The 12,928-nt window shown below is 67.5% G+C and carries 8 protein-coding genes and 1 pseudogene; 4 read left to right on the top strand and 5 right to left on the bottom strand.

Features of this window, described 5'->3' with window-relative positions:
• Positions 1 to 5: 5 nt before the first annotated feature.
• Together ACQPW6_RS21905 and ACQPW6_RS21900 are read right to left on the bottom strand one after the other, a co-directional pair.
• Complete coding sequence (locus ACQPW6_RS21905) at positions 6 to 2,402, bottom strand: HAMP domain-containing protein (protein ID WP_433891369.1); 2,397 nt, start codon at positions 2,400 to 2,402, stop codon at positions 6 to 8.
• Positions 2,403 to 2,700: 298 nt separating this feature from the next.
• Complete coding sequence (locus ACQPW6_RS21900; protein WP_433891368.1) at positions 2,701 to 3,918, bottom strand: CapA family protein; 1,218 nt, start codon at positions 3,916 to 3,918, stop codon at positions 2,701 to 2,703.
• A gap of 206 nt (positions 3,919 to 4,124) precedes the next feature.
• Here ACQPW6_RS21900 and ACQPW6_RS21895 point away from each other — a divergent pair, with 206 nt between their 5' ends.
• The 4 genes and pseudogenes from ACQPW6_RS21895 to ACQPW6_RS21880 all read left to right on the top strand — a co-directional run bounded on the left by ACQPW6_RS21895 (position 4,125) and on the right by ACQPW6_RS21880 (position 9,458).
• Entirely contained in the window at positions 4,125 to 4,979 is an 855-nt protein-coding gene (locus tag ACQPW6_RS21895) for a hypothetical protein (RefSeq protein ID WP_433891367.1), read from the top strand.
• Positions 4,980 to 5,213: 234 nt separating this feature from the next.
• The gene (locus tag ACQPW6_RS21890) at positions 5,214 to 7,352 is read left to right on the top strand and encodes an alkaline phosphatase family protein (protein ID WP_433891366.1); all 2,139 of its coding nucleotides are present in this window, start codon (positions 5,214 to 5,216) and stop codon (positions 7,350 to 7,352) included.
• A gap of 86 nt (positions 7,353 to 7,438) precedes the next feature.
• Positions 7,439 to 8,182, top strand: a pseudogene (locus ACQPW6_RS21885) (aminotransferase class I/II-fold pyridoxal phosphate-dependent enzyme); the annotation flags it as partial.
• 106 nt (positions 8,183 to 8,288) lie between these two features.
• Positions 8,289 to 9,458: a pyridoxal phosphate-dependent aminotransferase gene (locus ACQPW6_RS21880; protein ID WP_433891365.1), complete on the top strand. Its 1,170-nt coding sequence runs from the start codon at positions 8,289 to 8,291 to the stop codon at positions 9,456 to 9,458.
• Positions 9,459 to 9,590: 132 nt separating this feature from the next.
• On the opposite strand, the gene ACQPW6_RS21875 is transcribed toward ACQPW6_RS21880, so the two are convergent.
• The 3 genes from ACQPW6_RS21875 to ACQPW6_RS21865 all read right to left on the bottom strand — a co-directional run bounded on the left by ACQPW6_RS21875 (position 9,591) and on the right by ACQPW6_RS21865 (position 12,928).
• Entirely contained in the window at positions 9,591 to 10,226 is a 636-nt protein-coding gene (locus tag ACQPW6_RS21875) for an MAE_28990/MAE_18760 family HEPN-like nuclease (protein ID WP_433891364.1), read from the bottom strand.
• Between the two features lie 31 nt (positions 10,227 to 10,257).
• Positions 10,258 to 11,322: a DUF262 domain-containing protein gene (locus ACQPW6_RS21870; protein WP_433891363.1), complete on the bottom strand. Its 1,065-nt coding sequence runs from the start codon at positions 11,320 to 11,322 to the stop codon at positions 10,258 to 10,260.
• Positions 11,323 to 11,590: 268 nt separating this feature from the next.
• Positions 11,591 to 12,928 (bottom strand): hypothetical protein, encoded by a 1,338-nt coding sequence (locus tag ACQPW6_RS21865; RefSeq protein ID WP_433891362.1) that lies wholly within the window; start codon positions 12,926 to 12,928, stop codon positions 11,591 to 11,593.

Here is a 12,928-nt window from a genome sequence, read left to right as displayed (position 1 = left end):
GCGGGTCAGATCCTTCCGGCCGTCTGCGGGGAATCGCCGGGGTCGCGTCCGTCGGTACGAGGGTCCGGCGGGGCGTACCAATGGGGCTCGTCCGGGTGTCGGTGCTGCTCGGGCCGGCGGGACGGGTCGGGCCGGCGGGACGGGTCGGGCCGGCGCGGCTTCGCCTGCTGCAACTCCTGGCGGATCAGCTCCAGGCTGCGGGTCACCGCGCCCACCTCGTCGTGGTGCCGTGGGAAGAGCACGGTCCGCCGGTCGCCGTCCGCCAGCGCCTCGGCCTGCGCCGCGAGCTCCCGCAGCGGGCGGACCACCACGATGTGGAGCCAGCCGAGGCACGCGACGGCCGCGGCCAGTCCGAGCAGCCCGGCCAGCGTGGTGCGGTGCTGGAGCCGGTTCTCCGGGATGTCCAGGCCCGCCACCGGCTGCCAGCTGACCACCGACCAGCTGAGCGCCTTCGCCGGACCGCCGCCGGCGAACGGCGCCGAGGCCGCGATCTGCGCCTTGCCGTGGTGCCGGTAGACGACGCTGCCGGGGTGCGCGCCGGCGCCGACCTTCATGGCGGACGCCTCGGCCAGCTCGTCCAGGTCCTCCGTCGGCAGCGGCCGGAACGCGATGTAGCCGGTGTTGCCGGCGATCACCCGCCGCTTGGCGTCCACCACCCGGACCGTGCCGAGGCCGGGCCGCTTGAGCAGCGAGTTGAGGAAGTCGATCCGGAACTCGCCGACCAGCATGGCGCCGGCCCTGCCGGGTATCTCGGCGTAGCCGGCGATCACCGGCTCGCGGCCGGAGGAGTTGACCACCGTCACCTGGAGGTCCTTGGGCCGCTGCTGCTCCAGCTCGCGCGGCTTCTCGCCGGCCCTGGCCAGCACGTCGTCGCCGTCCAGCACGTAGAGCGAGCGGTAGCGCAGGTGGTCGCCCATGGTGCGGTCGAGCACCTTGGCCATCTGGTCGGTCGGCGTCTTGTTGCCGATCAGCGAGGCCACGGAGGCCAGGTCGGCCTGCCCCTCGTTGAGCGCGCGGCGCACCCGGTCGGTCAGGGTGTCGGTGCGCTCCCGCTGGTCGTTGACCACCTGCTGCGGCACGATCACCGTCGTGTCGGCCCGGTTGAGCAGCAGCATCAGCGGCGCGGACCAGGCCACCAGCAGGATCCCGCACAGGACGAGGACGATCCGGGAGCCGAAGCGCGGCAGCCGGCCGGCTCGCGGCGCACCCGCGCCCACCCCCTCGCCGCCGCCGGCGCCCGCGCCGCCGCCCGCCCCCGCGCCGCCGCCCGCCTCCTCGCCGTTCAGCTGCCGGCGCAGCCGTTCCAGGGCCCGGCCGATCCGGGCGGTCTCGCCGAACCCCGGCACGGTCACCGGTCGGGTCAGCTCGCCGCGGTGCAGCCGCCGGCTCTCCAGGAACAGCCGCAGCAGCGGCCGCTGCACGGTGCCGAGCAGCACCGCGACCGCCAGCGCGCCGAGCACCAGCAGCGCGCCCGCGGCCAGCAGGCCGAACAGCGGATGGTCGGTCCTGGTCGGGTCCTCGGCGACGCTGACCATGGCGAGCACGGTCAACCCGAGGTCGGTCGCCACCGTGCCCTCGCCCGGTTGCGGCGCGGCGAGGGTGGCGTAGCCGGCCACCGAGCGGTCGCCCTGGAACATCCCACCGGTCAGGCTGCCGCTGATCCCGAGGAAGCCGCCCTCACCGGGGTTCTTGGTGGTCAGCGGCTGCCGGGCGGTCTTCTTCGTGACGGTCCTGGCGTAGTCGGCCAGCTGCGCGTTGGACCGCTTCACGCCCTCCCGCTCGTCGGCGGTGAGCACCTGCTCGGGGGCGGGGATGCCGTCGGTCGACAGGATCGCGCCCTGCGCGTCCAGGACGGCGATGGCCCGGAAGTCGCCGAGGCTGATGCCGGGGAACTTCAGCCCGCTGGAGGCGATCAGCAGCTCCTGCGGCCGGCCCGGCCAGGACAGCAGGGCGAACGTCAGCAGCCGGGTCTCGCCGTTGCTGAGCTTGACCATCCGCGGGCTGAGCCCGCCCTCGTCGCCGAGCGTGCCGCGGTCGACGGCGGTGAGCGGCACGTTCTCGCCGCGGGCGGCCAGCAGCTTGCCGGAGCCGATCTCGATGACGGCGGTGCCGAGCCACTTCTGGTAGACGTTGCCGATCTTGTCGAGGACGGCGTCGGCCGGTACCGGCTGCCCCGCGTCGAACAGCTCGGCGGTCCTGGTCAGGTCGGTGACGCTCTCGTCGAGCGAGGCGCGCAGCGCGATGGCGCCGTCCTCGGCGAAGTGCTGCTGCGAGGTGAGGACGGCGCGGGGCTGGCCGGCGCTGTGCACCTGGCCGATGGTGAACGCGGTGACGCCGGCCAGCGCGAGCAGCGCCGCGGCGAGTGCGGCGATGGGCGGGCGGATGCCGCCGAGCAGCGACATGTCGGCGCGGCGCCGGGCCCTGTGGTGGCGGGTGCGGCCGCCCCGCGGACCGGGTGCGGCGGGTGCGCCCCGTGATGCTTGTGTTCCCCGTGTGGTCTGCCAGGCGGCCAACGGAGGTCCCTCCCCTGTGGTTTTGTCCGGTTCGTGCGGCTCGTGCGATCCGGTTCGTGCGTGGTCGTGCGTGCTCGGGCGTGGTCGTGCGTGGTCGTGCGTGCTCGCGCGCGTGGTGCGGCGCGCGCTTGTGATGCGTGACGGTGCTCCGTCGGACGACCCCCCGGTCGGTCCGGCGGCCCCCGGCTCAGTCCGCCGGCAGGTCGAGCAGCGGGGTGAGGCCGTCCTTCGCGGCGCCCCGGTTGAGCAGCGTGCCGCGGGTGCGTTCGAACGCCAGCCGGTAGCGGGCCCGCTGCTCGTCGGTCAGCGTGTGGTCGTCGCGCAGCGAGCGGGCGACGTCCACCAGCCGGTGGTCCGTGACCGGCGTGACCTGGCCGCCGTCGGGGCCGGTCGCGGTCTCGTCCGGGTCGGCCGGCAGATCGACGAACGTGGGCACGTACTGCGCCCGCACGTCCCACTTGCCGTCCCGCTTGCTGAACGTGAACCAGCCGATCACGCCCTCCTCGGTGAGCCCGATCGGCACGTCGTGCCGGGCCACCTGGTTGCCGAGGCCGTACGCGATCCAGGTGCCGTCCACCTTCTCCATCGGCTGCACGACGTGCGCGTGGTGCCCGATGACCAGGTTGATCGTCGTCTCGCGGGCGATCTGCCGGCCCAGTTCGAGCTGCGACTTGCTCGGGTTGGGCCAGTCCTCGCGGCCCCAGTGGATGCTGAGGATGACCACTTCCGCGCCGGCGGCGCGGGCCCGCTTCTCGGCCGCCTTGATCGCCTTGAGGCTGGTCTTGTTGACCAGCCACGGCTTGTCCTTGGGGACCTCGTGCGCGTTGTAGCCGAACGCGAACGACAGCTGCGCGACCTTCACGCCCTTGACGTCGATGATGTTCGGCGTGTCGTGCTCGGCCTTCGTCCTGGCCGAGCCGGTGTGCTTGAGGCCGACCTTGTCGAGGGTGTCGAGGGTCCGCTTGACGCCGCTGTAGCCGTCGTCCAGCGAGTGGTTGGAGTTGGTCGAGCAGGTGTCGTAGCCGATGTCCTTGATCGTGGTGGCGATCTGCGGCGGCACCAGGAAGTTCGGGTACGAGGACCAGGGCCCCGAGGGCTTGCCGAGCACCGGCTCCAGGTGGCAGATCGCCAGATCCGCCTTGCTGATCACCGGCTTGACCCCGGCCATGATGTCGCCGAAGTAGGGCCCGGGTACGTGCCTGCGCTTGGCGTCCAGCTGGGCCTGCGCGGTCAGCTGCGGGTGGATGAGGATGTCACCCGCGGCGGCCACCGTGAAGGTCGGGCCGCCGGATCCGGACCCGTGCGAACCACCGCCGCCGCCGCTGCACGCTGCGAGGGCGGTGAGCGCGAGCGCCAGGAGCAGCGCGCTCAGCGCCTGCGGGGACCGGTTTGAACTTCGTATCACTCGGGTATTGTGCTGGTTTCGTGGATGCAAACTCCCCTCGGCGAATAACAATTGGGATTACCTCAATGGTTGTACTGGCCGCGGGACTTTTTTTCGTGATATTCGGAATCGACGGTTCCGGGGCGGGTGGCCGCTCCGACAATGGGCGTTCGCCCGGAGGCGGCGGTTCGACGGCGCCCCGGGGCGGGGTCGACCTGGAGCGCCGCGTGACGGACTTCACTGCGGGGTTCGGCGCGGGCGGGGGCAGTGGGGCGGGTAAGGCGGCGCGCGGCGGCTACCGGACCCCGTCCCTCCTGGAGCGGACCACCATCGCCGACGGCGTCGGCCTGCTGCTCGACGGCAGGCGGTCGGCCGCGGTCGCCCGGCTGGCCGAGGTCGACTACGTCCTGCGCACCCTCACCGACTCCGGCACCGGGCGCAGCTTCGCCGAGATCGCCGACGCCCGCGAGAGCGGCACCGGCAACCGCGGCTGGGGCCGGGTCTACGCCGACCTCGGCGCCCCGGTCCGCTGGTCTGTCCAGGTCCCGCACCCGGTCGCCGACCAGGACAGCGAGACGATCGGCGTCGGCGTGCTGCGCGGTACCCCCGGCGGGGTGATGGTGCTGGCCGGCGCCCACCGCGACGCCGGCGAGGACGGCTCCGCCGACGTCGCGCACCGGGCCGACACCGTCTTCGACGCGATCTGCACCGAGCTCGTGCACCGCGGGCTGCCGGGGGTCCAGGTGCACGGGTTCGCCGACGCCACCGAGCCGCACTACGACGTCCTGCTGTCCACCGGCAAGGGGTCGGACGCGCATGCCGCCGCGGTGGCGCTGGCCCGCGGCTTCGGCGACCACGGCCTCGACGTCTGCCGGGCCTGGACGCGGGACTGCACGCTCGAAGGCCGCACCAACGTGCAGAGCGCGATCGCCGCGGCGGCCCATGTGCCGTTCCTGCACGTCGAGTTCAGCCGGTCGGTACGGGACAGCCCGCGGCGGATCGCGCGGGCGGTGGCGGCGCTCGACGCCACGACGGCGGGGTGGGACCGGGGCGCGGGGACGGCGGGGGCGAAGGCCGGGTAGACGGTTTCGTATACGTCCGGGCGAGGTCGCGGGTGACGTCGCGGTGGAGGTCAGGGTGAGGCCCGGGCGGAGATCCCGGCGGAGGTGCCGGTCGACGTCCCGCTGGTCAGCGCTTCGCCGGCGTTCACACGGAGTTGGTGTCGGGTCGGTTCGATGAGCGGGTAGCAGCGCCCGTCCCACGAGCGTCCCCCCGACCGTCCACCGCGTCTTCGCGCGCAGGTGAGGAGCTTCGCCATGGCCCCCGATCCGATGAGCCCGGCCCCCGAGCACGAGCGTCCAGGCGGCAGCGCCGGGACGGCGGCCTACGCCTCAGGCACGTACGCGGACACGTCCTCCGGCACCTCCTCCGGCACGTCCCGCCGCCGGTTCCTCCAGGGCACGGGGGTCGCCGCCGGGACGCTCGCGCTCGGCGGGACCGCCGCGGCCGGCAGCGCGTACGCCGCCGCCCCGCAGCCGCGCCGCGGGCTGTCGCACGGCTACCGGGGTGACATCTCCGACCTGCGGCACGTCGTCATCCTGATGCAGGAGAACCGGTCGACCGACCACTACTTCGGTACGTTCCCCGGCGTACGCGGCTTCGCCGACAAGCAGGCGCTGCGGTTCCAGGACGGCAGCACCGTCTTCCAGCAGAAGGACGCCGCCGGCGCCGTCGTCACCCCGCAGGTGGACGACGGCGCCTGGGGCAACGACCACGGGGCGTGGGGCGACGCCGACCACCGCAAGTGGGACCTGTGGGTGCGGCACAACGGCGCCAGCTGCATGAACTACCACAGCGACGGCTACATGGGCTTCTACCACTCGGTCGCGGCCCAATACACCGTCGCCGACCAGAACTTCTGCTCCGAGTTCGGGCCGACCGACCCCAACCGCAAGTACCTGTGGAGCGGCACCGCCAACAGCGAGACGGGCAACACCGACGAGTCCAACTACTCGCGCCCGTGGATCACGGTGGCCGAGCAGTTGCAGCAGGCCGGCATCGGCTGGCGGCTCTACTCCGACAACAGCGGCAACGGGCGGCAGGGCTACGTCAGTTCGTGGGTCGGCGACTACGGCGACAACGAGCTGAAGTACTTCAAGGGGTTCGACCCGGAGGGCCTGAGCGCCGACGACCCGAAGCTGCGGCCCGGCACCGGGCTGATCTGGCGCGGCAACGCCACGTACTACTCCGGGATGACGGCACCGAACGACGACTCCGACGGCAACCTCGACGCCGTGCTGAAGGACTTCCACGACGCCTGCCAGCCGGGCGCCGAGCACCCGCTGCCCGCGGTCTCCTGGCTGGTGGCGCCGTACGGCTGGTCCGAGCACCCGAGCGCGGACACCCAGCACGGCGAGCGCTACGTCAAAAAGGTGCTCGACGCCCTGCAGAGCAACCCCGACATCTGGAACCACACCCTGTTCATCCTCAACTACGACGAGAACGACGGGAAGTTCGACCACGTCCTGGCGCCGTGGCCGGAGCCGGGCACCGCGCGCGAGTACGCCGGCGACTACCCGCTCGGCTTCGGCCCGCGGGTGCCGATGCTGCTGGTCTCGCCGTGGACCCGCGGCGGCCACGTCGCCACGGAGGTCTTCGACCACACCTCGACGATCAGGTTCCTCGAGACGTGGGCGGCGCACCTCGGCAGGCCGTTCCGCTGCCCCAACATCAGCGACTGGCGGCGCTCGATCGCCGGCGACCTGACCAGCGCGCTCGACTTCGCCCACCCGCAGCCGGGGCCCGCCGCCTTCCCCGACCCGCTCGCCGAGCAGCCGGTGGTGGTCGCGGCCGGCCACATGAAGCCGCGCCCGCTGGACTTCCACCCGCACGCGACGATCTCCGAGGACCGCGCCGCCGGCACGGTCACGGCCAGGATGACCCTGGCCGGCGGCCCGTGGGACAAGGCGATGAGCTTCCAGGTCTTCCCCGACGGCCATCTCCCCTTCTCCGCGACCCCGTTCACCGTCTCCGCGCGCCGGCCGCGCGAGTACACCTGGGACACCGCGGGCACCGGCGGCAAGTACGCGTTCTCGATCTACTCCAACGACGGCTTCGTCCGCTCCTTCGCCGGCCGGATCACCCCGCCCGCCGGCTCCTCACGCGCGGGCCTCCCCCGCGTGGCGGTGGACCTGCTGACGGGCGAAGGCCCCCGGCCCGAGGCGCGGTTGAGGTTCGCCCTGCACAACGACGGCCACGACCCGGTGCGTTACACCCTCACCGCCCAGGACTACCTCGGCCGCACCCAGAGCGTCACGGTGGAGCGCGGCCGGACGAAGACCGTCACGTGGCCCACCCAGGACGGCTACTACGACGTGATCGTCACCGCCGGCACCGACCCGGCCTGGACGCAGCGCTACGCGGGCCGGATCGCCACGGGCGGCGAAACCGGCTGACCTTAGGCGTACGGCCGTCTCTCGGCCAGGATGGTCCCCGTACGACGTGATCCGGTGTCGTTCCGGGGATTGAGGACGGTGGAGAGATGGACGGCAGGCCGCTGCTGAACCGGGCCCTTGACGGGCTCGGCACGACGATCTTCGCGGAGATGTCCGCGCTGGCGGTGGCGACCGGCGCCATCAACCTCGGGCAGGGCTTCCCCGACACGGACGGACCCGAGTCCGTGCGGGAGGCCGCTGTCCGCGCGCTGCGCGACGGCCGCGGCAACCAGTACCCGCCGGGCCTCGGCGTCCCCGAGCTGCGCACGGCGATCGCCGCGCACCAACAGCGCTTCTACGGCCTGGAGTTCGACCCCGACACCGAGGTACTGGTCACCGCGGGCGCCACCGAGGCCATCGCGGCGGCGATGCTCGCCCTGCTCGAACCGGGCGACGAGGTGATCGCCTTCGAGCCCTTCTACGACTCCTACGCGGCGAGCATCGCGATGGCCGGCGGCGTCCGTGTCCCGCTGACGCTCCACGCCCCCGACTTCCGCCCCGACCTGGACGCGCTGCGTGCGGCCGTGACCCCGCGCACCCGCCTGCTCCTGCTGAACAGTCCGCACAACCCGACCGGCATGGTCCTCACCCGAGATGAGCTGACCGCGATCGCCGAACTGGCTGTGGACCGCGACCTCATCGTGGTGACCGACGAGGTCTACGAACACCTGGTCTTCGACGGCGGCGAACACATCCCGCTGATCTCCCTCCCCGGCATGCGCACCCGCACCCTCTCCATCTCCTCAGCCGGCAAGACCTTCTCCTTCACGGGCTGGAAGGTCGGCTGCGTCAAGCCGTTTTCACCTACCTATTGGACGCTGGCTGCGTAGGCGTGCCGGCGATGATCGGCCAGGATGGTCAACGGACGCGTGGTGTCGGGTTGAGGACGGTGGAGAGATGAGCGGCAGGCCGCTGCTGAACCGCAGGCTGGACGGGCTCGGGACGACGATCTTCGCGGAGATGTCCGCGCTGGCACTGGCCACCGGGGCGATCAACCTGGGCCAGGGCTTCCCGGACACGGATGGCCCGGAGGCGATCCGGGAAGCGGCCGTGCGGGCGCTGCGGGAGGGGCGCGGGAATCAGTACCCGCCGGGGATGGGCGTTCCTGAGCTGCGGACGGCGATCGTCGACCACCAGCGCCGCTTCTACGGACTGAGCTTCGACCCCGACACCGAGGTCCTGGTCACCGCGGGAGCGACCGAGGCCATCGCGGCCGCGATGCTGGCGCTTCTGGAGCCGGGTGACGAGGTCATCGCGTTCGAGCCGTTCTACGACTCCTACGCGGCGAGCATCGCGATGGCCGGCGGGGTACGAGTCCCGCTAACCCTGCGCGCCCCCGACTTCCGCCCGGACCTCGACGCGCTACGGGCGGCCGTCACACCACGCACCCGCCTTCTCCTCCTGAACAGCCCGCACAACCCGACCGGCATGGTCCTCACGCGAGACGAACTGACGGCAATCGCCAAACTGGCCGTCGAGCGCGACCTGCTGGTCGTCACCGACGAGGTCTACGAACACCTGGTCTTCGACGGCGGCGCCCACACCCCGCTGATCTCGCTGCCCGGCATGCGCGACCGGACGGTCTCCATCTCCTCGGCGGGCAAAACCTTCTCGTTCACGGGTTGGAAGGTTGGCTGGGTTACCGCCTCCGCTCCCCTCGTCGCGGCCGTCCGCACCACCAAGCAGTTCCTCACCTACGTCGCCTCGGGCCCGTTCCAGTACGCCATCGCCGAGGCCCTCCGCCTCCCGGACGACTACTTCACCGCCTTCCGCGACGACCTCCAGACGAAGCGCGACCTCCTGGCCGACGGCCTCACCGCGGCCGGGTTCGAGGTCTACCGCCCCCAGGGCACGTACTTCATCACGACAGACCTCGCAGCCCTCGGCGAGAAGGACGCCCTCACCTTCTGCCGCACCCTCCCCGAACGCTGCGGCGTGGTCGCGGTCCCCAACTCGGTCTTCTACGACAACCCCGACGCCGGCCGAACCCAGGCCCGCTTCGCGTTCTGCAAGAAGAAGGATGTCCTCCAGGAGGCGGCGACTCGCCTCCGCTATAGCAACTCCTGATCTCACCCGCATACGGACGGTTAATGCCGTGAGATCCAGGACGGCATGAAAGTTCCCGAACGGCCTGAATGAGATGCAGACTGAGACGCCTTCATTCTGCGACCAGCGCCCGGGAGGACTGTGCGTAATAGACTATCTGCGCACTCGAAATGTATCTCGCGACGATGCCTTCGATTCCACCCAATCCAAAAATTCATTCCACCGGATCTCCCAAATTTGGAGAAAATCACGCATCTCCCCGATCGAGTAGTTTCTTCCTACTTCCTCGGGTGTCATCCTTCCGTGGGCTACAGCATTTCTTTCGTTGACAATGGAGTCAATCCGCTGCCACGCCTCGCGAAGGATAGGGGCAGGATTTCCGAAATTAAATACATTGCAGAAGGTTGTCACCTGCGATCTTCTCATGTGGGAACCGTCATCTGGAAATAGATCACTGGAAATGGTACACGATGACGACGTTATAGCGTCTACTACGTCGCTTCCTGACCCGCTCCAAATCTTGGCCGGCGAAGAGTTGGTTAGTGATTTCAATTTAGGATGAACGGCGAAAATCTGCAGTCCAGGCATTAAACGCTTATTGGAGACACGAAGATTCACTACATGTTCAAGCACTGCCCTGCAGAGAGAATAGAGCATGTTTTCGTAGGCCGCATAGACAAGAACGATTCCCATCCCTCGCGCTTCTCTCGAAATGTCCAAAGTCGCCGAAGGAACGTAATCGTGCGTTGCGTCAAGAATGGTCGTGACAACCTTGAGTCTTCTCTGCATCTCGGATCGCTGCGGACTGCAGTCGAATGCCCTAGCCAATGAACTTGTCCCGACAAAACTCGATCCGATCCCTCACACGGGGGCGACTGTTCGTGGCACCCGTTACTAGATGCTTCAACTCTGGCGATTCGACCCACTCTAGATCGCTCGGCGGCTGTAGATCGGGTTCCTGAGAAAGCGCCAATGCGGCGCCGGCCGACAGCGCCTCATAGAGATTGACTGGCGTCTGCCCTTTACGCGTCTTGATTCCTTCCGGGAAACATGCAGATAGATACCTGAAGGTTCGGTGGAACTTTTCCTTCCTCTCCTCTGTTCTTGGATTTTCGAATGCATCCTCCATGAAAGCCTTGAGGAAATCTTTCACGATGTGCTCAAAATCTGCATACGCTTCAGAGTACGCAAAATATCTCAGCACAAAATCCTTGGGTGTGCCGTCCTTTGTCCTGGCTTCGGGTAGGATTACGACTCTCTTGAAGTCATCGGAATCTGCCAGCTCTCCAAGAAGATCCACGAAGTCCCCCCGGTAGACACACTCGCGAATTTCCTGCTGAGTAAGTGCGATACCACCTGTATTCAATCGTTCAAACAGGTCGAATCGAACCTGAAGCTGACTCTTGTCGTTGAGGATAATGATCTTTAGAGGCCGATCCTCGAACGCCGAACGAATATCTTCCGGAAGAGACTCGAAGGTGCACCTATTGAAGGACTCAAGTTTTTCGAGCTTTGAGAGAGTCAACCTATCTGTCGTCAGCTTGGCGGAAGTCCTTGTCTTCTGGTCCCCTGCAAAATTCACGAGAGTGAGCAAACGCTGTAGTCCATCGACAACTTCCCAGCGGTTTTGCTTATTCGCATCAATGTTAGTCGCCATGAAAAGCGGGGGAATTGGGATTCCAAGAAGAACTGACTCGATCAGCGTAGATTGCCGTTCCGTATCCCAGCGAAACTGCCGTTGGTAGACGGGGGCGATATCGATGCGTTTCCTCTGAACTCGTCGGAGAAGTTCATCTACTGTTACGTCGTAGGTATCAAAATCTACCTGCCGTCGCTGAGCACTCAGCTCATCACGTTGTTCATTAGCAGTAAGTTGTAGAGCCATCGGTTCTCCTGGGGGCGCGTGGCGAAGAAAAACACTGTACCTAGATCTATCACCTTCATGCCGAAAATGTGCGAAGTCCGTCGGAGACGCCAGAGTGGTGATCGGTACCGCCCTGGGAAAGCGCTGACCACGTGCGCTTGTAGGTCATCAGGCTGGGTGCCGTCCGAACTCAGCTCGGGTCGCTGCATAGAACGACGCAGTCCTCCGCCAGATCCATGGTGTCCAGGCTCTCCTCCTCGCCACGATGGGCGGGGTTGCGACAGTTCCGTTAGGCCCATGGCACGTTCTCGACCTCGCCGACCCAACGGTCCAGCTTCGCGAGGTGGGCGTAGGGACCACGGTAACCGAGGGATTCCAGGATCAGCAGAGTCAGGTAGTGGCGTGTCAGCAGCCAGGTCTCTGTAACAACTCCTGGAATACGGTAAACGACATCCTGCGAACCACTAGGGTGTACTAGCTTATTGCGAACCCACGTTGACACATCCGGGCCATCCATCTGCGCTCCGGTCTCCCGGCGCCTGTATTCGACAAGCTGTGATAGGGCGGGAAGTTGCTTGTCGTCGATTGACAGCGGAATTCTGACGTCTGTTAAGACCTCTCGCAGAAGTGAATGCGCTGGACGCCCGTTGTACTGCGACCGGGTCAAACGTCCGCTCAGCACGAGGCGCTCCCACATCACGTGTTCCAGGCCAGCAGCCCCGATCATTACTCGTTGCTCCACGAACCCCACGTCGTTGGTGGCTGTTATCGCGTAGTTAATTTGGAGCCGGATCGGCTCGGCCTTAACGGAGTCAGCGAAGGCCGGGACCAATTTATCGAGCAACATCGATAGCGATTGGCTATCCAGCGCGTTCCACCATCCGTTGCTACTCTTGCGGGCAGGGGCACAATGGTTTGGTCCCCACTCCTCCCATACGACATTGTTGTCAGCGTCGAGCCCTACGGGAAGAAAGGGCGCAACCCAGCGGCCGAGCCCAAAAGAGAAGCCACAGTGCAAGGCGGCCAGAACTGGCGCTGCCTCGTCGGCAGTGAAGGTAGCGCCGTTTTCCCGGGAGATCTCCATGATATGCGTCATCACGTAGACATCGGACTTGTGAAGATCTTCCCAGACGTCTCTGTGGTCGGGGCGCACGTCGATGGTGATCGTCCATCCGTCCACTTCATGGACCCATCGGCCGTCCGACCACATTCGGTCACCTTGACCTGTATGCTCGGCCAGATTTTGCTGCCCTGGGAAGCGCGGAATGTTGAACCAGTGGGCGATGATCCGTTGCAACGGCGCCGCCGGATCGCCGAGAGCCGTCCCATTCATCCAGCCATCGAACGGGCCTCGGACCTTGACTGGGATGGTCACATTTCCGTAAGGGCGGCGCAACTCCAACGTGAGCGAATCACGAAGTCCGGGGAAAATCCCCGGAGAGGGATCCAAGTACCATTCGATTCCCGGTTTCGGCGAGCAACGAAGCGTCACACAGCCGACTGCCTCATCCTCGGTGGCTCCGCATATAGGGCCATCGTGGAGTACGATTGCCTCCCCTGGGGCATTGAAGGCATAGATGCCTTTGAGGGGCTTCGCAGCTGAGCCCCACGGCGAAACGATCACCAT

The sequence above is a fragment of the Streptomyces sp. CA-111067 genome, from assembly GCF_050956065.1.
Taxonomy (GTDB): domain Bacteria; phylum Actinomycetota; class Actinomycetes; order Streptomycetales; family Streptomycetaceae; genus Actinacidiphila.
Note: the sequence above shows the minus strand (reverse complement) of the source record. Positions and strands in the feature narration are given on the sequence as shown.